The sequence below is a fragment of the Alcanivorax sp. genome, assembly GCF_040118815.1.
GTDB lineage: Bacteria > Pseudomonadota > Gammaproteobacteria > Pseudomonadales > Alcanivoracaceae > Alcanivorax.
Map to the genome: position 1 here is coordinate 465,976 of NZ_JBEDTC010000006.1, position 22,867 is coordinate 488,842.

Sequence of the window (22,867 nt, forward strand, 5' to 3'; positions counted from 1 at the left end):
TGCTTTGCCTCTCTGTGCCCTTGGGGGAACCCGACCTACAACTGTAAAAGCCGCTCAATTAACCACCAGCTACACTTGACCCTCTGCCACCCCGGGGTGACCCTGAACGTCAAGCTATCCAGGGAGGTGCGCACTATGGCCAGCAATACCGATAAGAACGAAAGACCCGATTATGATCAGGTCATTCAGGACATCGTCGACTACGTTCGCGATTACACCATCGAATCGGAAGAAGCCTGGCAAACCGCCCATTATTGTTTGCTCGACACCCTGGGTTGCGGGCTCCTTGCCCTGCGTTTTCCGGAATGCACCAAGCATCTTGGCCCGATAGTGGAGGGCACCATGGTGCCTCATGGCGCTCGGGTTCCCGGCACCCCGTACCGCCTGGATCCAGTAAAAGCCGCTTGGGATATCGGCTGCATGGTTCGCTGGCTTGATTACAACGACACCTGGCTTGCTGCAGAGTGGGGGCATCCATCGGATAACCTCGGTGGCATTCTGGCCGTAGCCGATTATCTCTCGCAAAAACGGGTAGCGAACGGAGAGCCGCCCTTGGCCATGAAGGCTGTTCTGGAAGCGATGATCAAGGCCCATGAAATTCAGGGCGTGCTGGCACTGGAAAATTCCTTTAATCGTGTCGGTCTGGATCATGTGCTACTGGTGAAGGTCGCCTCTACCGCTGTGGTGTCTCACCTTATGGGCGCCGATCGGGAGCAGATGCTGTCTGCCGTCTCCCATGCCTGGGTGGATGGTCAGGCATTGCGTACGTATCGTCACGCTCCCAATGCCGGCTCACGAAAATCCTGGGCAGCGGGGGATGCCACCAGCCGGGCGGTGCGCCTTGCGGATATTGCCTTGCGCGGCGAAATGGGAGTTCCGGGCGCGCTCAGCGCGCCCCAGTGGGGCTTTTATAATGTGCTGTTCAGCAAAACCAACCAGGACCAAGCCATCAAACCGGAAGATAAGCGCCAATTCAGCTTCCAGCGCGATTATGGTTCCTACGTGATGGAAAATATCCTTTTCAAGATTCGGTTTCCGGCCGAGTTTCACGCGCAGACAGCGTGTGAAGCGGCGGTGTTACTTCACGAACAAGTGAAAGGGCGCCTGGATGACATCGAAAAAATCGTTGTAACCACCCATGAGTCTGCCATTCGCATTATTTCCAAAGAAGGCCCCTTGGCCAACCCGGCAGACCGCGATCATTGCCTGCAATACATGATCGCCGTGCCGTTAATCATGGGCGACCTCAGCGCGGAACATTACGAAGATGGCTTCCATGCCAACAACCCCATGATCGATACGCTGCGCAATAAAATGGAGGTCGTGGAAAGCGACGATTACACCCGCGATTACCTGGACCCGGAAAAGCGCTCCATCGCCAATGCGATACAGGTTTTTTTCAGCGACGGCACAAAGACGGATACGGCAGAGTTGGAATACCCCATAGGCCATCGACGCCGCAGGGAGGAGGGCATGCCTGTGCTGGAGAAAAAACTCCACCAGAACCTGCTGACCTGCTTCCCCCCAGCCAAAGCGGAACGGATCCTCGGCGCCTGTAATAACCCCCAGTCCCTTGCCTCCATGCCAGTGCATGAATTTATGCACATGCTGGTGCAATAGACCCGGCCCTGTAGGAGCGCAGCGGAGCAGCGACCGAAGGTCGCCCCGTAGGGTGAGCGTAGCGAATAACGTCCCTCGCGGCGCGATACTACACTTTCACACTTGAGCTATAGCCACCTTGGTTCCCTGCACCAAACCCCAGATGCATAAGCGGTCCTTCTCCGACTACGGCAACCCTGGCTCCTTATCCAGTTGCCCGTGAGCAGGGATCATCAGCCTTGAACGTCAAGCTGAATGAAACATAACCAATCGGGATATTCCGGCACTATATGTGCACTTTGGTAACAAGCCGTTTTTGAGTAAAGAGTACAAGCATGCACGGGGTTGGTATACGTCGTGTTTATTATGCGTAACTTGCTGATATTAATAGATTAATAACGACGACCTTGTGTAGCGTTTGCGTTAACAAGTGTTGCCATACGGTTTGGCGCTGTGTAGCCTTGTGACTAAAGATCACCAGACTTGGCCAAAGTGCTCAATAAAAGGATCAGGCTGGAATAACAAGAAAACGAGGTCACAGTGCGCCCAAGACTCCAATCGACCAATCTGCTGTTGGCTGCGACCCTCACCTTGGGCGCCGCTCAAACGCAAGCCCTTACTGAACTCAGTGATGACTCCCTGTCCAAAGTCCAGGGCGCGGGGTTGGCGTTTGCCATGGATAATTTCAGTTTCAGAATGGCGCCTACCAGCTACATTGAACTGACCGGTACCGAAGCTCAGGGATTAGGCTGGGATCGAGGCGATGCCCGCTACTATGGCCTCTCTATTACCAATGGAGCAATGCCCGAAGGCACTGATTGGCATGGTTCCGGCACTGCGGCTTATCAGGACGGCGGTGACTATATTTTTGGCAACGAGTTCCTGGCTTCGCCATTGGGTAATGGCAGTCCCATTAATCTTGATAGCGAAGGTGGTCCGGATAACCCTTATGGGATCGGCGCCTTTGCTTCCATCTACGACCCCTATGTACTCCGTGCCTATCAATACGAGGGGTATGATTACGCGGGCAACGATCTGGATAACACGACAGACATGCCCACGGTTATGGAGCTGATAGGCCCTAGCAAAACGAACCCTTGGCGGTGGGCCTTCTGGGGGGAGCTGGAAGTGGACCGCTCCACCCAGACTGATGGTGCAGACAACAATAGTGTTGTGATCGGCTCTGGCGGTGCAGACTTCCTGCAAAGCCAGACCATCATTCACGGCAAACCGGTAACCGTTGACGGCAGACCTGCCCGCTTGCGCCTGATGCACACAACCAATAACCCGGATGGCGACACCTTCGGCATCACCTACGAAAGTGCCCTCTCTGGCGACTTTCGTTTCTCTGTTCGCCAGCAAGCCGACTCCGAAGATCGCCTGCATTGGGTGCCCAATTTCGAAGATAACGAAGGCATGTACTTCAAGAAAGTAGATGCCTACCTGCCGCTGGGGCAGCTGCATTACCAGGCTCTGACACTTGATGCCGTGCGCACCGGAAGTGAGCGCGGCAATTTCGTGATCGAACTTACTCGCATTCCTAATCTTAAAGCGGTTTATGAAGATTTTTACTGTTCAGGCGAAGAGTGCTCTCTGGATGCGAATAATAACATCACCAACCCTAATTCCGATACTGTCGGCTATGTACGCTGGGGTGATTGGGAAGGTGTGGATATTTCGTATGAAACCAGAACAGGGGATATTCCTTGGACTACAGAGATAGAGGGGGCAGAAACGACATATAAACAAAGTGTTGTTACAGACCCGTATGGTAATCTCCCAGGGGTAAACAGTACTGGCAATGGCATCTACTTTGTGGGGGGGGCGACCGGCTGTTCTTCGGGGGCCACATGTGTTCCCGTTGCCCCGAGCATGGCGGACTCAGGGGATCCTAGTATCACGAATATCGGTATTTCCCGCATCGAAGGCATGCGCATCCACCACATGAAAATCACCACCTTGGGGGCAGGGCAGCCATGAGTCGAGCCAGCACTTCTCCGGTTTTAGTTTTTTTTGATGGGTGGCATCATGCTACCGTGAAAGTTTTCCTGGCTGCTTTTGTCGTAGGAGCGTGCTTGCACGCGAACCCGGCCCAGGCAATGGACCCTCTGAACGACACCGAAATGGGCTCCGTCACCGGCCAGGAAGGCATCCTTGTCAGCCTGGACTACTACTACAACAGCAAGCCTCTCTATAAGGACGATGCAACGGTTCGAGCCGAAGGGAGGGGGGCTGACGATATCGGCGCAGCCAATGCAGACTGCACCGGTCTGGCCAGCGTAAACTGCCGTCTCGCCCTGCAATTGGAAAACCGCGACTTCGGCTGGCTGGTATTTAAAAACGGCCATGCTTCGCTGGAAATGAATCGGTTGAGCCTGGACGCCTCTCTACTAGGTGGAGTTCCGAACGGTGTTAGTACAGAAAACAAAGATATTGCGCTAAACGATGAAAAATTTCGGGCCGAATCACCAGACGGAGGAACCACTCCCGGTGACTGTTTGCTCGGTACAGGTAACTGTGTGAAGCCTTATATCGACAAGATGCCTGGCGTCCGTGCTCACTATCCGGAAAGTGGTGGCAGCTATGATCACAGCTCTCGCACCACCACGGGTTACAACGATGTCCGCCTCGGTGTCCATGTCGAAGGCTTGGCGATTGAATACAACGAACCAGACCCTGCTGCTGGAGAAAATTTCCCCACTCAGCCAGGCTGGCAATCCGATAACTTCGGCTCCTTCCTAGGCTTTGAAATCGCCGATAATAATGCCCATCAGGCCGGTATCGCCATTGGCGGCAACTTCTATATGTACGGGTTCTGAACATGAAAAAACGCAGAATAACAACACAAAGCGTTTATACTTCGATGGCCCGTCCGGTACTACTAATCGGTGCGCTTCCCGTATGCCTGTTGATGATGACCTTGCAGGCTTCAGCGATGCAGGCTTTGGATGATAGTGATTTGGCAGGTGTTGCAGGCCAGGATGGTATCTCCGTGCAACTGGATGGCAATATGAGCGCCGATGCCATCAGAGCTACGCTGGATACAGATACTGCCCGTGAAGCTACGATAAGCACCAACGGCCTGACGTTTCAGGGAGTCAGTCCCACCGGTGTTATTGATGGCAATGCGGGCATGGAATTTACCCTGGATGCTGGTTCAAATGGCACAGACCCGCTACTGCGATTGGGCTTTGGCACAACAGAACGCACCCGCCTGCGCATCGATAACCTGACAGCTTTTGTCTATACCGATGATGACAGCGACCCTGAAACGCCCGATGTTCCGGTGGGGTCTGATCGCTCTTACGGCACTTGGGCGTTTGATTTCGAAGGTAACGTTGATCTGATTAACAAAGGCATTTTCAATATGGCCTATAAGAAGGCCTATTTGCTGGGGCAGATCACCGACGCTGACCTTTTCTACAGCCAGGACGACAATGCCTGGATGGCCATGCATGACTTCAACCTGAGCTGGGAAATTCCCGAGGGCACTTTGGGCATCAATAATGAGGGTATTGTGCATCGTGCCGGCGAACTATGGAGTGAGGGTGATCCCCAGAGGCAGGCAACCGAGTGGCAGGATGCTAACAGTAACGGAACAGTAGATGAGGGCGAACTATCAGGTTACCTTCCTTCTGCTTCGGACTTAATCAACCTCGCCCTGGATTTCGAGTACATCTTTGGTAAGCAGGGCAGTAATGAGTTCGAAATCACCGCAGGTGCCCGGGGCCTGATGCATTTTGGTTGGTTGGGTAGCGTTAAAGATGCGGAAGTAAAATGGATGCCTGGAGGGGTCTGGCAGGGCAGCACAGATGGTGTTTTCGATCCTTATGGAACCGAAGCCGTTACCTCTAACGGTTTGCGCTTCAGCTCCCAGTGGGATTATGTCAGTCAGGTCGAGGCAGAACATGTTTTTGGTGACGCCGAAAAAGAGTTCCGTTGGCGTCTTGGCGAAACCGCCGATGTAGCAAGTGCAGACAAATCCCGGGTCAACTTCGAGTTGGGTGATTGGACTATCTGGGGTTCTCGCACTGCGGCCAAACCCTCCGCCCATTACTTCCCGTTAATCGCTCTGGATGTGATTAGTGGCGCCGGCCAAGGCCCCGGGGGCCTTTGCTGGGGGCACGGTTCTGCCTTGGTTGATGGTAGCGGAGGGGCCTCCGGCTGTGGCAGCACGGCTGAGCCAGACACCCAGTTTATTGATGTGACGCCGGGATCGATCACCAATTATGGCATTACGGAAAACGATGAAAATGCTCTTGCCATTATCATTAGAGATGGCCAGTTACAAAGTTATTCCCGCAAGGTGCGTTTGTTGGAGCGAGATGCAAGTGGCAATATTCGCACCGATACCGATCCGAACCGCCCAGAAGAAGAAGGCAGGGAATTCGACTGGGGGCTGATTTACTCCCTTGCCAATGTGAATGGCAATATTTACCTATACCCGGGTATCACCCGCGATGGCACAGCAGGGGCTGTGACAGACAACCAGGGGGTCATCGCGGATATTCTGTTGATGTCCCAGACTCTGGATGGCGACTATCAAGGCCACAACTGGGATCACGGTACGCACCTGATGATTGCCGATACCGCCGCTAACATGGGTATTGGCTTTATGAGCTCCAGCTTTGTGCTGGCCGCTAACGACACTCGTATCTGGGTGAAACCGCAAGATGGAACCGACTATTACTCCGGTGGCCTTGATTTCTTTTCCCCTCAGGCACGCTTCAACTACCGCGCCACCTTTGGTGGCGGCCTGTTGCCAGGCCATGCCAATTATGGAAATACCAGCGTCGCCCAGACCATCCGGGGCGCCAACCTGGATGTGAACCTGGAAGGCCTGGTCAGCCTGCGCTTCTCACCGTCAGATCCAGTCGAGGCCAACAATCCCGGCGGCGCCCGCAATTTCCTGGGCTATAGCGGCGCCCTGAGGTTGGGCAGCAATACCACTGACCCCAGCATGGTCGGTGGCACCTCCAACCTGGCAACCTGTGGTTCCGGTGGTAACGAAGATTGTGGCAGCTACCTCTCCATTGCCGAGCCCAGCCAACCTGAAGCTGCCATTAAACTGGCAAACATAACCGGCGATATCGCTTTCACTGAAGGGCGGGTAGATCTGGTGGGTACTGGCGAATTGGGTACGGATTCAGAGCCTCAAATGGTCATCGCCAACAACATCAAGCTGGGTTATGCGGCAAAACCTCACATGAATAGTGTTCTCGACACAGTGCCGGGCGTTGACAGCATTGCTGCAGGAAACCCAGGCAACCCCGTCATGATCGACAACATCATGTTGGGTGACGCCAATCTTGGCCGCATGGTCATTCCGTCTGCACAAATATATTCCAGTATTACCCTGGAGCCACAAAGCGCAGCGGCTCCATAAGTTATGGCAAACAACACGACAGAATCTGTCGTACAGAACAACTGAACAGGCCAGAAGATGAGCAACCGAAAAAAAACAATAATAGCCACCCTTATGGAGCCTACCTTTGTAGGAGCTATGCTTGCATGGCGAATGCTCGGCGCCCAGCTTAAGAAACCCTTTTCTGTTCGCGCGGCCTCTCATCTGCAGCGCACTGGCGGCATTGCCTTCGCCCAATCCCAAATGGGTAAAATCGGACTGACTGTCAGGCTGCTGTTAACACTGTTGTTGACCATCGTTTTCTCAGCTGCAGGCGCGATGACGGAAATGAAAGACGATGAACTGTCGAACGTTTCTGGGCAGGCGCTTTTGCAGATGGGGAAGACGCAAGGCGAGGTTGGATCTATATCTGAAAACATGACTTTTTATAAAGCAGGATTGGATGCACAGCTTGAGCTGAATATGAATATTGAAAAACTTCAACTTGGCTGTACGAACGCTGTTGATAATGGGAGGAATTGCGACATTGATATTCGTAATTTTTCATTAAGTGGGCTGCCATCTTCTTATGTTACCAATCCAAATGCCCCAACACTGGGGAGCCCCGACTTCACAGGTAATGGAGGACGTGTTGCTACAAGTGCATCACTGAGTCGTCCATTCTTTGAGTTTGCGATAAAAAATGACCACTCTAAAACCTTGCGGGAAGTTGTTGGGATTAGGATGGGGGCATCGGAAATGCTGGGTTTGTTGTCATCTGGGACTGCTAATGGAAGTTCTGCGTCTTCTACAGATGGAATTCAGTCTTTAAGTGGCTTCATGCAGATTAAAGAGACAAGCGGCTCTGCTTCCACAGAGGCCACGCTATTTGGCACAGAGTCTGATCACGAAATATCCGGGCTGCTTAACGCTTTGGGATTTGATCGGCAATTCACAAGCACCCCTGGCCATAGAGATACCGATGGAATATCGGTACCGTCGCTTACTACAGATTTTTACGTTCCGTCTTTTACAGTAAACGGAAAGAGGCAGACGGCCGCTGTTATTGAAGGGATCACTACGAAAGTTGACTCAATTTCATTGAGTGATGGGCCGAAAAACCAGCTACGTGTTTCATTTCCTTGTATTCTACTTATTGCCTGCCAGGCAAAAGTTGAACTGGCTGATGGCTCTGCTATTCAAAATTTGAATATGGAAATCGATTTTAGCCAAAAATTAAGCATGATTCATAATATTCCTTTAACCGGAACAGGGTTTTATTTGTCAATGCAGGGCAAGGATGTGAAGTGGCCTGGAGCTCATCAAGATGATGTAGCTAAACAGGGGTGGTGGATGTCGTTTTCAGATAAGGTGGATTTAGGCAAGCTTAATGCTTCAAATCCAGTGAATATAGACAGTGTTTTGCCCCAAGTGGCTACGTTAATGACTGCAGAGCTTTTGAAAGAAGAAAACAGAGTTTATGCGCCAGCGGTAGCCTCACTTGGCACTCTGTTCGGTATTACCATGACGACCCCCGAACCGGTTATTGTTGATCTTGATGCTGCAACTGATCCTTCACAGGGAGGTAATCCGGTGGATTTGCATCTATCGAATTTGCAGTTGACCTCCCAATATGTAACTCCAAATTGTTGGGGTGACGCTCGTTTCTGTTAAAAAATAGAACAGCGCAGCAGTACGGGAGGAGAAGTCTAGTGTAATCCCCCCGAAAATTAATCGAGGTTTTGAGTAGAGACTTTTACAATCCTCTCACAAGGAGCGAATGATGAAGAAGTCTCGATTTTCCGGCAGCCAGATCCTGGCGACCCTGAAGCAAAGAGGGCTGTCTGGGAAGGCTGTCTGAGACACGCATAAATTAGAGGAATTCCTACACTAGGTTAGGTTCTTGTCTGATATTTATGCTGTCTGCAAGGTCAGTATTGAGGGTCATGGAAACGCAAGGAGGCTTCCCATGATCCGTGCTCGCTATATACTCAAGTATCTCTGGATTCCACGCCGTACTATCACTGCATTTGCACTGCATTTGTCGCTGCGTGCGGCGGGCCTTTCTTTGTGGCAAAGGCCATTACTCTGGCCAGGATTACGAGTACGAGCATCGCCGCCAGTGGGTAGTGGAGCATCTGGCGGTGTTGGCTGCCATTTTTGCGATTGATCTTTGTGCCTACGCGGTAATGTCTAATCATTACCACCTTGTGGTCCGAATTAACCACCAAAAAGTGGATAAGAAAGGACACCCACCCCTTGGCGAATACCCTACAGAAAAGCGGGCTTCGCCCTGTTCTGCGGGAGCTGCGGCTCCACCGCGATTCTCGGTCAAGTCCCTTCGTGGTGGAACCACCACTCCTACAAATATTGGGCGCTTCCACCGCGATGCTAAAACGGTGATTGAGCGGCAGAATTCACGGCTGGTTATTGTAGGAGCCTGCTTGCAGGCGAACCTGGGTTGGTAATACCACTTAAGCTGCAGGGCAGCAATGGGGGCGTGCTACCAGGGAACCTTGTCCTGCTGATAGCCGGATTGATAGCTTTCAGCAAAATCCTTCAGTTCCACCAGGTCGACTTTGTAGGGGAAGTTGCTGTTTGTGAGTTGCTCCTGTAGCTGGCTGATAAGCTCAGAAAGTTCGACGCTTGCCTCAACCATGATGTCTAGATCAGAAAAGGGTTGGTTATCGCCTCTGGCGCGGGAGCCGTAGCAGAATACGTGGGCTCCTTGTGCCCGAAGGGGCGTAATGACCTGTTCGGTGATAAAACCGTATTCCTCTTCCGTTAATCCAAACTTCATTCTCGCTCCAGGCGTGTGACTAGCGCTTTCAGCGCAGGCAGAAAGTCACAGGCAAACGTGTAGACTTGCTCTGCAAGGTTTTCCTTGTAGGTGTGTGAAGATAGATTTCTCATGTCGATGGCTTTCAGCCAGGTCGCTACATCTTCAATGTAGCCGCTTTGTGCCATTTCACGGATGACATCTTTCGGGGCGGAGGTGGATACCCCCATGGTCTTTTTGGCTGTTTTCCAGGCTAGCTCGACACTGAATTCGAAGCGTTGAATGACTGAGTCACGGATAAACTCGTTCTTTTCTTGCCGGATTGCGTCATCTAGTCGGTATACGGCGCGCGTGAATTCATCCAGTTTCATTGTATTTGTACCGATGTGCTGTGTGTTTACTGTAGGAGCCTGCTTGCAGGCGAACCTGGGCTGGCAGAATCACCGGGGTTCGCTTGCAAGCAAGCTCCTACACGTTTTGGCTATTGCAACCGCCGCGACAACCCCTTCATCGCCAACACCCGCGTACTGATCTCCTCAATCGACAATTCTGTCGCGTCCAGATACGGAATGTTGTGCTTGTTGTACATGGCTTCCAGTGCGCGCAATTCCATGTCGCACTGGCGCGGGGAGGCGTATTTGCTGCCGGCTTTGCGTTCGCTGCGGATGGCGCTGAGGCGGTCGGCGTCGATGGTGAGACCGAACAGCTTGTGTTTGTGCTCTATCAGGGCCTTGGGCAGGCGCAGGTCATCGAAGTCGTCTTCGGTGAGCGGGTAGTTGGCCGTGAATAGCCCGAACTGCAATGCCAGGTAAAGACAGGTGGGGGTTTTCCCGGAGCGAGAGACGCCAATGAGGATGATGTCGGCCTGGTCATAATGGCGGGTGCGGGCGCCGTCGTCGTTATCCAGGGCAAAATGCACCGCGTTGATGCGAATGCGGTAGGACTCCGCGTCGCGAATGGCGTGGCTCTGGTTGATCTTGTGGTTGGAGCGCACGCCCAGCTCATCTTCGAGGGGGCGAAGGAAGGCGCCGAACAGGTCGAGGATCAGGGCGTTGCAACCATGCAGGATGGTGCGATGATCGGTATTGACCAGGGTGGAGAATACCACTGGCTTGGCGCCGTCCTCTTCCGCGGCCTTGTTGATGCGCGCAACCGCTTCGCGGGTCTGCTCATCGGATTGCACGAAGGGCAGGGTCATCTGCACGAATTCGAAGTCTCCAAACTGGCTCAGCATGCTGTGGCCAAGGGTTTCAGCGGTAATGCCGGTGCCATCGGATAGGTAGAATGCGGTTCGCTTCATTGGCTCTGCCGTTTCCTGTGCAGTAGGAGCGGCGCTTGAGCCGCGAAGGGTAGTGGCAAGGTGTGACGCAAGTCCTTCGCGGCTCAAGTGCCGCTCCTACGGGTAAGTCGTTGTTTTGAATGGAGCCAGTCTAGACGCTGTGTCGCTGTGCGACCAGTGCTATCTGAGGGCGCTGGGCAGTCCGTTTGCTGGTTTGTGGCGCCATGCGTTGTCCAGGCAAGACGCAGGCACGACACTGCGCCCAATCATTCTGCTGCGTGAAGAATAACCCTGCAATTTCAATGGCATAGTGTCTTGTGTGAGCGGATAAAGAGTGGCTGGGCCGGGCGTTGACCAAAGTGATGCCCAAATACTGGCTAAATCTGAAAGAGGGGGCAGGCAAACTGCGTCGGTTTTGAGTAGAATGTCGGCTCGATTTGATCCGGCACCTTGCGCTGTGCCTGCATTCAGGTGCTATCGGCACAAGGTGTGCCGGTACTGCTTTGGCCAACAAACCAACCGGTAATACGTAAAAGGAGACGACCTTGGCGGAATATGTAGTCTGGTTTCAGGACCTGGGAAAGAATGACGTTGAGCACGTAGGTGGCAAGAACGCATCCCTGGGTGAAATGATCAGCAATCTGTCTGCGGCGGGTGTCTCCGTTCCGGGCGGCTTTGCTACTACCGCTGAAGCCTTCCGTGAGTTCCTTGAGCACAACAACCTGACCCAGAAAATCAACGAAGCACTGTCCGCGCTGGACGTTGAAGACGTGGTTGCGTTGGCGAAAACCGGCGAAGAGATTCGCCAATGGGTGGTTGATGCGCCGTTCCAGCCCGGACTGGACAAGGCCATTCGTGATGCCTACGCCGAGATTGGCGAGGGCAACGCCGATCTGCCAGTGGCTGTGCGCTCCTCCGCAACGGCGGAAGATCTGCCCGATGCGTCTTTCGCCGGTCAGCAGGAAACGTTCCTGAACATTCGTGGCGTGGACAGCGTCATGATTGCGGTGAAAGAGGTGTTCGCCTCGCTGTTTAATGACCGCGCCATCAGTTACCGGGTTCATCAGGGCTTTGACCACAAATTGGTGGCTCTGTCGGCGGGTGTGCAGCGCATGGTGCGTTCCGAGACGGGCGCCGCCGGCGTGATGTTCTCCATGGATACCGAATCCGGCTTCAAGGATGTGGTGTTTATTACCGCGTCTTACGGCTTGGGCGAAATGGTCGTGCAGGGTGCGGTTAATCCGGACGAATTCTACGTTCACAAGAAGACCTTGCTGAACAAGAAGCCTGCTGTGCTGCGCCGTAATCTGGGCAGCAAGATGCAGAAAATGGTCTACGGTGCAGAAGGCAGCGCGGGCAAGTCCGTTGAAATCGTCGATGTGGATAAAGACGAGCGTATTCGCTACTGCCTGACTGACGAGCAGGTCGAAAACCTGTCCCGCCAGGCGATTGAAATCGAGAAACACTACGGCATGCCCATGGATATCGAGTGGGCGCTGGATGGCGACGATGGCAAGTTGTACATCGTTCAGGCCCGTCCGGAAACCGTGAAAAGCCGCTCTGACGTGAACGTCATGGAGCGCTACTTGCTCAAGCAGACCGGTAAAGTGCTGGTGGAAGGGCGCTCTATTGGTCAGCGCATCGGCGCAGGTAAAGTGCGTGTGGTGACCAGCATCAAGGAAATGGACAAGGTGCAGCCCGGTGATGTGCTGGTGACCGACATGACCGACCCGGACTGGGAACCGGTAATGAAGCGTGCCGCTGCCATTATTACCAACCGTGGCGGGCGCACCTGTCACGCCGCCATTATTGCCCGTGAGCTGGGTGTGCCGGCCATCGTTGGCTGTGGTGATGCCACCGAAATTCTCAAGGATGGCCAGGAAGTCACGGCCTCCTGCGCAGAAGGCGATACCGGCAAGATCTACGAAGGTCAGCTGGAATTTGATATTCAGCGTAACTCCATCGAGTCCATGCCCAAGCTGCCGTTCAAGATCATGATGAACGTGGGCAACCCGGATCGCGCCTTTGATTTCGCCGGCCTGCCGAACCAGGGCGTGGGCTTGGCCCGCCTGGAATTTATCATCAACCGTATGATCGGCGTGCACCCCAAGGCGCTGCTGAACTACGATTCCATGCCCAAAGACGTGAAGCAGAACGTGGACAAGCGGACTGCCGGTTATGGCGATCCAGTCGATTTCTACGTGGAGAAGCTGGTCGAGGGCGTTTCTACCCTGGCGGCCGCGTTCCACCCGGAGAAGGTCATCGTGCGTCTGTCGGACTTTAAGTCCAACGAATACGCCAACCTGATCGGCGGCAAGCTCTACGAGCCCGAGGAAGAGAACCCGATGCTGGGCTTCCGCGGTGCCAGCCGTTACATCAGCGAAAATTTCCGCGACTGTTTCGAGCTCGAATGCCGTGCCATGAAGAAAGTCCGTGATGAAATGGGCTTTACCAACGTTGAACTGATGGTGCCGTTTGTTCGTACCGTGGGTGAAGCGGAGCAGGTTATTGACCTGCTTGGCAAAAACGGCCTCAAGCGTGGCGAGAACGGTTTGCGTGTCATCATGATGTGTGAGCTGCCGACCAATGCCTTGCTGGCAGATGACTTCCTGCAGCACTTTGATGGGTTCTCTATTGGTTCCAACGACCTGACTCAGCTGACGCTGGGCCTGGATCGGGATTCCGGTATCGTGAGCCACCTGTTTGATGAGCGTGATCCGGCGGTGAAAAAACTGCTGAAGATGGCCATCGACGCCTGTAATGCCAAAGGCAAGTACATCGGGATTTGCGGGCAAGGCCCCTCGGATCATCCGGACTTGGCCAAGTGGCTAATGGAGCAGGGCATCTCGTCCGTTTCCCTTAACCCGGATTCGGTTTTGGATACTTGGTTCTATCTGGCGGAGAAGCACGGCAACTAATGCCTGCTTGACCGACCGGCTGCTTCGCAGCACAGTAAAAAGCCCGCTTCTGCGGGCTTTTTACGTTAGAGAAACCTGTGAGGTGACATGTTTCACCGATTAATTCGCATCATGGATCTTTACGACGGCCTGCGACTGCCAGTGACGGTAGGGCGTAAGGAGTTGTTGCTGATTCATGAAGAGGGACGCACCTGGCTGATGCAGCGGCGCTGCCCCCACGCGGACTTTCCTCTCGACCGCTGCACGGTGATGAATGATCAGCTGCGTTGCCCAGGTCACGGGCTGACATTCTCGCTGCGTAATGGCAAATGCCAGACATCTAGCTATCAGCTCGAGCACTTCCGGATTGATTACGATGGCCAGTGGCTGGGGGTGGAGATTTGATTGAACGTTTGGCTTGTTGTCTGATTACGCCTTTCAGGCTAATCAGACCTACGGGAGCTTTAATAGGTGAAGGGCGTAACCCGACATGGACCCGGTGAAACGCTCTTACCTGGACGCAAACACTGTTTCTTCGTCACCAAGCTCGGCCACAAACTGATGCGCATAACTTTGGCGCAGCTGCTTTACTTTCTTTACGTAAGCCTGGGTTTCCTTGAAAGGTGGAATACCACCATAGCGTCGCACATTGCCTTCGCCAGCATTGTAAGCGGCGAGAATGTGGTCGAGATCAGAAAACTTGTCTTTCAAGTACGCAATGAACTGGGTGCCCCCGGTAATGTTCGCGCGGGGATCAAAGGGATTGCTGACTTTCAGGTAGGCGGCGGTTTCTGGCATTAGCTGCATAAGCCCCTGGGCGCCCACCCGGGAAATGGCATTACGGTTGAACAGGGACTCGGCATGGATGACGGCCTTGACCAGAGCTGGGTCAACACGGAAGCGGGTAGCAGCCTGGGTGATCAGGGTGTCGTACTGGTCACGCTGGGCATTGGAAAGTGCGCGGGGGGTGTAGCTCCAACCTTTACGAACGGATAGCAGGGTGTATTGCTGGCCGACCTGTTCCTGGGCTTGATCAGTGAACAGAATGGTGCCGTCCGCAGAGCGGTATTTGTAGATATTGTCAGCCTGTGCGCCGTTGCTGGCCACCAGCATGCAGCCAGCCGCAAAGACCCCCGTCAGCCAGGATTTCGTCAATAAAACCCGCATGGAACCCCGTACCCCTTTTCTGATGCCTCAAGGTGCTTGTTGGGCACCGCGAACACCGTTAGTTTGTTGTTCTTCCGTCGTTCTGGCTTATCGCCAAGCGCTACCCCCATGATAACGCCATTCTTTTTTCTTTCTGGCCAGCACCAGACGAATTGACCACACTGGCCGCTAAGCGTAACAAAATCGACGGACAGACATCATACTATTGCGCCGGGGGTGGCCCAAGTGCACTGGCGCACATTTCCGCCTTGAGCTACCCAGCGGCGAATTTAGCGAGCGAGGAGAGCGAATGTTTCCCGAGTACCTGGAACCCTGGCTGAACAACACCATTGCCTGGCTGGAGCTGGGTTTTCTGCTGTTGGTATTGCTGTTGACCTTGGTGGCTGTGGGGTTATGGCTACAGGATCGTTTTTTTCAAAAAGGCCATGCTATTCGTCGTAATTACCCGCTAATCGGACGTTTTCGTTACTTTTTCGAAACTCTTGGCGAGTTTTTCCGCCAATATTTCTTCGCCATGGACCGTGAAGAGTTGCCCTTTAATCGAGCGCAGCGCGCCTGGGTTTACCGGGCAGCCAAGGATCTGAGCAACACCATGGCATTCGGTTCTACCAAGCAAGTTGGTGCTGGGCGGGTGATTTTCATGAATTGTCCCTACCCGACGCTGGAGAAAAACGCGGCGAAAACCCTGCCTCTGATGATCGGTCCTCATTGCGAGCAGCCCTATGTGGCGCACAGCTTCTTCAATGTGTCCGGCATGAGCTTTGGTGCTTTGTCCCGCCCGGCGGTACAGGCTTTGTCTCACGGTGCAGCCATCGCCAATTGCTGGATGAACACCGGGGAAGGGGGATTGTCCCCTTATCATCTGGAGGGCGGCTGCGATGTGGTCTTTCAAGTGGGCACGGCCCGTTACGGCGTGCGCGATGCGCAGGGTAACCTGAATGATGAGCGCCTGGCGGCAATTGCGGCTAGGCCGCAAGTAAAAATGATCGAGATCAAACTTAGCCAGGGCGCCAAGCCCGGAAAGGGCGGTATTCTCCCCGCAGCCAAGGTGACTCAGGAAATTGCGGCCATTCGTGGCATCCCGGCAGGCCAGGCATCCATTAGCCCCAACGGCCAGCCGGACGTGAATAACGCGGATGACTTGCTGGACCTGATCGCCCATGTGCGCGAGGTCAGTGGCAAGCCCACTGGCATCAAATGTGTGCTTGGTGCCTGGGCCTGGGTGGAGGATCTCTTCCTCGCCATTCATGCCCGCGGGCCGGAGTCGGCACCGGACTTTATCACCATCGATAGCGGTGACGGCGGCACCGGCGCGGCCCCCATGTCGCTGATGGATGATGTGGGTTTGTATCTGGCGGAATCTTTGCCGTTACTGGTTGATCTACGCGATGGCTACGGCCTTACGGATCGTATTCGTATTATCGCGTCGGGCAAGCTGATCACACCCAGCATGGTGGCCTGGGCGATAGCGGTGGGGGCGGATTTCTGCGTGTCTGCACGTGGCTATATGTTCGCCTTAGGCTGTATTCAGGCGCTGCAGTGCAACCGAAATACCTGCCCGACCGGTGTCACCACGCATAATCCACGATTACAGCGGGGGCTGGTGCCGGCGGAAAAATCCCAACGTGTGGCGCACTTTCATAACAACCTGGTCAAGGAAGTGGAGACCATCGCCCATTCCTGCGGTGTCACCGAGCCTCGCCAGTTACGCCGCTACCATGCCCGCATGCTCAGCAGTAACGGCGAGTCCATCCCGCTGGACCGGCTGTGGCCTCAGGTTGAGGCGGGCGCTTATCTGCGTGATGGGCGACCTAGTGAGAAACAGCCTTTTGTCCGCTGGCAGGGCATTGGAACCGGCCCGTAATCGTCGGCGTCTATGACTTATATCGAATGGCTGCGTTTGTGTTGATGCTTGCAGCCTTCACAATGAACAAAACACAGAGGAGCGTTAAGTGACCACGAAATTTGATCTTGTCGTAATTGGTGCCGGCTCTGGTGGCGTACGCGCGGCACGCATGGCTGCATCCCATGGTGCCAACGTTGCCATTATCGAAGAGCGTTTTTTTGGTGGCACTTGTGTGAACGTAGGCTGCGTGCCCAAGAAGCTATTTTCGTACGGCAGCCACTTTCCCCAGGAGTTTGCGCTGGCAGAAGATTATGGCTACACCGTAAAAGGCTGGGAGTTCGACTGGGCCACACTGCGAGATAACAAGAGCCGGGAAATCAGCCGGCTTAACGGCATTTATCAGCGAATTCTGAATCAGGCCGGGGTGACTATTTTTGAAGGCCACGGACAGGTGCTAGGTGGCGGCAAAGTTTCCGTGGGCGACACGGTGCTGACGGCCCGCCATATTCTGGTGGCGGTGGGCGGCAAACCCTTTGTGCCGGACTTGCCTGGCCGTGAGCATGTGCGCATTTCCGACGACCTGTTCTATCTGGACACGCTTCCGAAACGGGTTGCCGTGGTCGGGGGTGGCTATATCGCCACGGAGTTTGCTGGCATTTTGCATGGCCTGGGTTGTGAGGTAACGCAGATTTACCGTCGCGATTTGTTTCTGCGTGGCTTCGATCAGGACATTCGCCAGTTTATCGCCGACCAGATGACCGAGCAGGGGGTTACGCTGAAATTCAATGCGGATGTTGCCCGTATTGACGTGGTTAACGGTGAAAAGCAGGTTACCTATCAGAGCGGTGAAAAGGCGGCATTCGACGACGTCTTCTATGCCACCGGGCGCATTCCCAAGCTAGACGATTTGTTTGCCGAAGGGGCCGCGCCGGCCATGGCAGTGGGCGGTGCCATCAAGGTAGATGACGGCTTTGCTACCAGCATTGATGGGCTCTACGCACTGGGTGATGTGATTGACCGCGTGCAGCTGACGCCGGTGGCATTGGCCGAGGGTATGTGGTTGGCGGCGCAACTTTATGGCGAGCAGAAACCTGAAGCTGCCATGGATTACGATAATATTGCTACCGCCGTATTCAGCCACCCTAATATCGGTACTGTAGGTCTGAGCGAAGAGCAGGCATTGGCTCGTGTGCCGGCGATCCGGGTGTATAAAAGTGCGTTCCGGCCCATGCGTTATACCCTGGGAGACAAGCAGGAGCGGTCACTGATCAAGCTGATCGTGGACGACGCCACCGACAAGGTGCTTGGCCTGCATATGGCGGGGGAAGACTCGGCAGAAATCACCCAGGGGTTTGCGGTGGCGATCAAGATGGGCGCCACCAAAGCCGACTTTGATGCCACCGTGGGGATTCACCCGACCGCGGCGGAAGAGCTGGTCACAATGCGTCAGGGGGTATTGATCACGGCTTGATGGCAATGAGTATCGAGTTAGGAGAAGTGAGTTTCGAAAAACAAAACCGGTAGTTTCAGCGTGATTGTTTTTGGCTTTTCGCAACTCACTGATCACTTCTCATCAGAGTTTTTCCAGTTTCACCGGCAAACCGTCGGCAGGTACCGGCAGGCTGCTGTTGTCCACCGGCATTACGTAATCAGCCGGCACTGACCAGCGATAATTGAGCAATACCTGGTGCAGAATGGCTTTCACTTGCAGGTCGGCAAAGTGCAGCCCGATGCACTTGTGAGCGCCGCCACCAAAAGGCACCCAGGCATAAGGGTGCACCTTGTCTTCGCGCCGTTCGGGGCTGAACCGTTCCGGGTCGAAACGCTCTGGCTCTGGCCAGTACTCATCCATGTAGTGAGTGAAGTAGGGGACCACGTTGATAAAGCTGCCGGCGGGAATAAAGAAACCCTCGTATTCCACATCCTTGACGGTTTTGCGGGGCAGTGATGGCACCGGAGAGCACAGCCGCAGAGCTTCCTTCATGGCCATGCTGATACCTTCCAGCTTGGGCAAATCGTCATATTCCAGATCGCGCTTTTTCAACGCGCGGCTTTCTTCGCGCAACCGTTCCTGCCACTCGGGGTTTTTGGCGAGATAATAGAAAAGCGTCGAGAGCGTAATAGTCGTGGTGTCATGGGCAGCCATCATCAGGAAAATCATATGGTTGACCACGTCATCGTCACTGAATCGGTCGCCGTCTTCGGTGCTGGCATGGCACAACGCGCTGAACAGGTCCGATTCCTGACTGGCACGTTTGGCGGGTAATTCCTTGCGGAAAAACGCTTCCAAAACCCGGCGTCCCTTGAGCCCCTTGGACCAGCGCAACCCTGGAACATTGGTGCGCACGATGGCCGTGCCGGCGCGAACTGTATCCACAAAGGCCTGATTAATGGCGTCAGCCTCCGGCCCCAACTCATAGCCCATGAACACATCGGTGGCCAGATCCAGGGTCAGCTGCTTAATCTCGGTGAGAACCTTGAATTGATCGATGCTATCCCAGTCGGCGATGCCGCTGGCGATGTGTGGCCCCATGCGGTCGAGATAGCCTTTTAGCACGTTCTTGTTGAAGGCCTGCTGCATGATCTTGCGATGCCAGCGATGCTCCTCAAAATCCAGCAGCATGATGCCACGGTGAAAAAACCGGCCAATAAAGTAATCCCAGCCCTCATGGTTGGAAAAAAGATCACCACGATTGAGCATCACAAATTGGTTGGCGTCGGGGCCAAGCATCTGAATCATGCGTAAACCAAACACGCTGCTCCAGGATACCGGGCCATAGGTGTTGTAGCGCTTGCGCATTAATCCGATCGGATCACGCATAAAACCCAGTGTATGGCCGATAAGGGGCAACCCCGCATCACCGGGGATGGCCTTGAGCGTACTTGTCCGTGGCGGCACGCAAAATGGCTGAGACATATAAGACACCTGAAAATAGCCGTGAACGACGCAAGCAAGTGATGCATCGAGGCGAAACAACGTGTTTACTTTTAGCTGGCTTGGTAAATCTCAGCAAGGGAAAGTAAATAGATTTCACGCCCACGTTTAATCTGGGTGTTTTTTAATCGAACCGTAACCTGCGTCTGGTTCACCATGGTTTGCCGATTTCGCTCAGCGGTTATTCACCAGGTTATCCACAGATTCTGTGGACAGTCTTAATGGCAGATCGCCGCTGTCACTTTGGCACTGTGAGTGGCATTGCAGGCTGTGTATGATTCGGCAACGCCAATACTTGCTGTTTAAGGAGAACAAGGAATGCGTAGAGTGGTGTTCAATCAGAAAGGGGGCGTGGGCAAATCCAGTATCACAGTCAATCTGGCTGCCATCAGCGCGTCGGAAGGCAAGCGCACCCTGGTTGTCGATCTGGATCCACAATGTAACGCCAGCCAGTATTTGCTGGGCATGCCGGCGTACAGCAACGGCCAGGGCCCCAAACCCAATATCGGCACTTTCTTTGCGCAAACCCTGTCGTTTCGCCTGAAGGAAAAAGACCCCCGTGACTATGTGCATGCCACGCCGTTCAAGAACCTGTTTGTATTGCCGTCCGATGGTGAGCTGGGGGAAATCGAACACATGCTCGAGTCCAAGCACAAGATCTACAAGTTGCGCGGGCTGCTGAAATCCCTGGCGAAAGACTTCGACGAAATCTTTGTGGACACACCGCCGGCGTATAACTTCTACACCTTGTCATCGCTGATTGCCGCAGACCGGGTGCTGATCCCGTTTGACTGCGATGCGTTTTCCCGCAAGGCGCTGTATACGCTGTTGGAAAATATTCAGGAGGCTCGGGAAGACCACAATGATGACCTGCAGGTGGAAGGCATTGTCGTCAATCAATATCAGCCACGGGCGCGTTTACCGCAGGAGCTGGTGGCGTCACTGGAAGAAGAGGGCCTGCCGATTCTCGCCAACAAGCTCTCCAGCAGCGTAGTGATGCGTGAGTCCCATGAAAAAGCCACACCACTGGTGAATATGCAGCCACGGCACAAGCTCACTGATGAGTACCGTGAGCTGTTTCGGGAAATCAGTGCCCGTTAATCCATTTCGGGTTGAGGCCCGACGCCGAGCTGGGCGAATTCTTCGCTCTACGACGGCCACCCGCTGGCTAATTCAGGCGGTGTTTAATCGCTCTGATCGATTCAAGGCTCGGCTAGGGGACACCTTTGCGGACCTGATGTTGTTGACCTCGTTGCTGCGGGATTGGGTAACCGGTCGATACAGAACGGTTCCCTGGGGCACCTTGCTGACGATCACCGGTGCGCTGGTTTATTTCCTGATGCCGCTTGATGCCATCCCCGACCCGATTGTGGCCCTGGGGTTTGTGGATGACATCGCGGTAATATCGCGCACACTGAAGCTAACCCGCAACGATCTGGAGCGCTACCAGCAGTGGCGTACTGAGCAGGAAAATGGCCGGGGGGAAAGCCATGAATGAGATTTACGAGAGCGCATCGCTCAAGCCCGGGTATCAGGGGAAGGGCACCATCGTTTACGAGCCGCTCTCTGTGCTCAGCCTGTGGCAGCGGCTTGGCCGCCTGCGGTTTGCCTGCTACCAGTTTGGTGCTGCGCTGCTGGCGACGTTGGTGATTACCCTGTTTCTGCTGTTGTCCGTTGAACTGCTGCCGCAGTGGGTGGGGTGGGGTGTCGCCGCAATGACGTCGGTGGCGCTGCTGGTCTATCAAATCGGACTTCTCGTCCGCCGTTTGCACGATATGGGAAAAAGTGGCTGGTGGGTCATCCTGGCGTTTGTGCCGTTGGTCAATTTGCCATTTCAGCTCTATCTGTATCTTGGCGATGGCAGCAGCATGATGAACCGCTTCGGAACACCGAATCCGCCGGTTAGCAGCGTGGTGATGTTGGTGGGCGGTTTGTGCTGGTTTATCAATTTGTTAGCGCTTGTGGCGATATTGGTTATCGGCGCGATGGGCTGGCTTTTACCTGAGCTGCTGGTCCCTTACCTTAACCACCTGCCGCAGGGGTGGACTGAGTCAATGCAGCAGGGGCTCAACACCTTATGAACTATTAGTCGCAGGCTCCTATTTTTGCTACCTTTTATGCTATTGTCTTGTGACTCAGGTCCGGGGATGAGCTGACCTGTCGCGATATATAGAGCAAGAATAAGTCAGCAACAACAACAATAGTGATAATAGGGAGTAGCTATGAGAAAGCGTCTTCTGGGGTGCCTCATTGCGATGGTATTGCTGCCAATGCAGGGGGTTGCATCAATCAGCAATGCGGAACTCGAAGATTTTGAATCGGCGCTGTGGAAAGTCCGCGCCGATTTCCACATGTTGACCGTCATGGCGGGCAGCAAAACCTATATTTCCAATCTTGATGACGCTATCGCCCAGGCGCAGTCCGTAATGACGGATTTACGTAATGATGCCGAGGGGAGTGAAGAGCGCGCGCTGGTTGATGACCTAAACAAGAATTGGGACATTCTAAAAGGGTCAGCCCAAAGCAACACCATGGCGGAGCAGGGTTTCACCAATGCCTACACGATTCAGGATGTGAATGAGATGCCGACAGCAATGTCGCTGCGCATAGGCTCATTCTCTGGTGCCACTGAAGGTCAGTATGATGACATCCGTGAACTTTCGGCTTACCTTCAGCGCATGACTTCCGAGTACCTGAATATCGCTGCAGATCCGGCGGGTGGCATGGCTTCTGGCTCGGATCAAAGCCGTATTGAATTCAAGGATGCAGTGCCTGAATTTGAGAGGTTGTTGGCAGCGGCAAAAAAGAACCACGCTGATGATGAAGCCATTAGCCGCGCGCTTAGCCAGGTGGGGGTCAAGTGGATGTTTATTCGCGAGTCCATGGTCAAGTTTTATGAAAACGCGGTGCCCTACCTGATTTATCGCTATACCAACCAGATGGTAGACACCATGAGCCAGGCGATCAGCCTGGCCTCCACGGATGTGGAAAAGCCCAGCTTCGGGCCAGTTGAATAAAACG

Annotated in this window: 18 protein-coding genes; 13 read left to right on the forward strand and 5 right to left on the reverse strand. The window is 54.1% G+C overall.

Going from position 1 to position 22,867, the window contains the following annotated elements; translation table 11 throughout:
• The first annotated feature begins 135 nt into the window (after window positions 1–135).
• From ABNH18_RS06190 to ABNH18_RS06210, 5 genes are all read left to right on the forward strand, one after another.
• Window positions 136–1,620 carry a bifunctional 2-methylcitrate dehydratase/aconitate hydratase gene (locus ABNH18_RS06190; RefSeq protein ID WP_349381973.1) on the forward strand — a complete coding sequence of 495 codons (1,485 nt, stop codon included), beginning with the start codon at window positions 136–138 and terminating at the stop codon, window positions 1,618–1,620.
• A gap of 519 nt (window positions 1,621–2,139) precedes the next feature.
• Window positions 2,140–3,579, forward strand: coding sequence for a hypothetical protein (locus ABNH18_RS06195; protein WP_349381974.1), 1,440 nt, complete (start codon window positions 2,140–2,142; stop codon window positions 3,577–3,579).
• Window positions 3,576–4,418: a DUF6160 family protein gene (locus ABNH18_RS06200; protein ID WP_349381975.1), complete on the forward strand. Its 843-nt coding sequence runs from the start codon at window positions 3,576–3,578 to the stop codon at window positions 4,416–4,418. Before ABNH18_RS06195 ends, ABNH18_RS06200 begins: the two co-directional genes overlap by 4 nt.
• A gap of 44 nt (window positions 4,419–4,462) precedes the next feature.
• The gene (locus tag ABNH18_RS06205) at window positions 4,463–6,985 is read left to right on the forward strand and encodes a DUF6160 family protein (protein WP_349381976.1); all 2,523 of its coding nucleotides are present in this window, start codon (window positions 4,463–4,465) and stop codon (window positions 6,983–6,985) included.
• Between the two features lie 57 nt (window positions 6,986–7,042).
• Complete coding sequence (locus ABNH18_RS06210; RefSeq protein ID WP_349381977.1) at window positions 7,043–8,617, forward strand: hypothetical protein; 1,575 nt, start codon at window positions 7,043–7,045, stop codon at window positions 8,615–8,617.
• 829 nt (window positions 8,618–9,446) lie between these two features.
• Here the strand turns inward: ABNH18_RS06210 and ABNH18_RS06220 are convergent.
• The 3 genes from ABNH18_RS06220 to ppsR form a co-directional block, all read right to left on the reverse strand.
• On the reverse strand, window positions 9,447–9,743 hold the full coding sequence (locus ABNH18_RS06220; RefSeq protein WP_349381978.1) for a nucleotidyltransferase family protein: 297 nt from the start codon (window positions 9,741–9,743) through the stop codon (window positions 9,447–9,449).
• On the reverse strand, window positions 9,740–10,093 hold the full coding sequence (locus ABNH18_RS06225) for an HI0074 family nucleotidyltransferase substrate-binding subunit (RefSeq protein WP_349381979.1): 354 nt from the start codon (window positions 10,091–10,093) through the stop codon (window positions 9,740–9,742). The genes ABNH18_RS06220 and ABNH18_RS06225 overlap by 4 nt, the downstream gene beginning before the upstream one ends.
• Before the next feature lie 110 nt (window positions 10,094–10,203).
• Entirely contained in the window at window positions 10,204–11,022 is an 819-nt protein-coding gene (ppsR, locus tag ABNH18_RS06230; RefSeq protein ID WP_349381980.1) for a posphoenolpyruvate synthetase regulatory kinase/phosphorylase PpsR, read from the reverse strand.
• Between the two features lie 524 nt (window positions 11,023–11,546).
• On the opposite strand from ppsR, the gene ppsA reads away from it, so the two are divergent.
• The gene (ppsA, locus tag ABNH18_RS06235; RefSeq protein WP_349381981.1) at window positions 11,547–13,919 is read left to right on the forward strand and encodes a phosphoenolpyruvate synthase; all 2,373 of its coding nucleotides are present in this window, start codon (window positions 11,547–11,549) and stop codon (window positions 13,917–13,919) included.
• An 87-nt stretch (window positions 13,920–14,006) separates the two neighbouring features.
• The gene (locus ABNH18_RS06240) at window positions 14,007–14,303 is read left to right on the forward strand and encodes a Rieske (2Fe-2S) protein (RefSeq protein ID WP_349381982.1); all 297 of its coding nucleotides are present in this window, start codon (window positions 14,007–14,009) and stop codon (window positions 14,301–14,303) included.
• 105 nt (window positions 14,304–14,408) lie between these two features.
• On the opposite strand, the gene ABNH18_RS06245 is transcribed toward ABNH18_RS06240, so the two are convergent.
• Window positions 14,409–15,065: a lytic transglycosylase domain-containing protein gene (locus tag ABNH18_RS06245; RefSeq protein WP_349381983.1), complete on the reverse strand. Its 657-nt coding sequence runs from the start codon at window positions 15,063–15,065 to the stop codon at window positions 14,409–14,411.
• A 289-nt stretch (window positions 15,066–15,354) separates the two neighbouring features.
• Between ABNH18_RS06245 and ABNH18_RS06250 the strand changes: the two genes are divergently transcribed.
• Together ABNH18_RS06250 and gorA are read left to right on the forward strand one after the other, a co-directional pair.
• A complete protein-coding gene (locus ABNH18_RS06250) occupies window positions 15,355–16,929 on the forward strand; it encodes an FMN-binding glutamate synthase family protein (protein WP_349381984.1) in 1,575 nt (524 codons plus the stop codon).
• Between the two features lie 88 nt (window positions 16,930–17,017).
• Complete coding sequence (gorA, locus tag ABNH18_RS06255; RefSeq protein ID WP_349381985.1) at window positions 17,018–18,382, forward strand: glutathione-disulfide reductase; 1,365 nt, start codon at window positions 17,018–17,020, stop codon at window positions 18,380–18,382.
• 102 nt (window positions 18,383–18,484) lie between these two features.
• Here the strand turns inward: gorA and ABNH18_RS06260 are convergent, their stop codons facing one another.
• Window positions 18,485–19,828, reverse strand: coding sequence for a cytochrome P450 (locus tag ABNH18_RS06260; protein ID WP_349381986.1), 1,344 nt, complete (start codon window positions 19,826–19,828; stop codon window positions 18,485–18,487).
• Window positions 19,829–20,164: 336 nt separating this feature from the next.
• Between ABNH18_RS06260 and ABNH18_RS06265 the strand changes: the two genes are divergently transcribed.
• The 4 genes from ABNH18_RS06265 to ABNH18_RS06280 all read left to right on the forward strand — a co-directional run bounded on the left by ABNH18_RS06265 (window position 20,165) and on the right by ABNH18_RS06280 (window position 22,863).
• Entirely contained in the window at window positions 20,165–20,947 is a 783-nt protein-coding gene (locus tag ABNH18_RS06265; RefSeq protein ID WP_349381987.1) for a ParA family protein, read from the forward strand.
• Window positions 20,937–21,344 carry a YkvA family protein gene (locus tag ABNH18_RS06270; protein WP_349381988.1) on the forward strand — a complete coding sequence of 136 codons (408 nt, stop codon included), beginning with the start codon at window positions 20,937–20,939 and terminating at the stop codon, window positions 21,342–21,344. Before ABNH18_RS06265 ends, ABNH18_RS06270 begins: the two co-directional genes overlap by 11 nt.
• Window positions 21,337–21,927, forward strand: coding sequence for a DUF805 domain-containing protein (locus ABNH18_RS06275; RefSeq protein WP_349381989.1), 591 nt, complete (start codon window positions 21,337–21,339; stop codon window positions 21,925–21,927). The genes ABNH18_RS06270 and ABNH18_RS06275 overlap by 8 nt, the downstream gene beginning before the upstream one ends.
• 141 nt (window positions 21,928–22,068) lie before the next feature.
• On the forward strand, window positions 22,069–22,863 hold the full coding sequence (locus ABNH18_RS06280) for a hypothetical protein (RefSeq protein ID WP_349381990.1): 795 nt from the start codon (window positions 22,069–22,071) through the stop codon (window positions 22,861–22,863).
• Window positions 22,864–22,867: the final 4 nt, after the last annotated feature.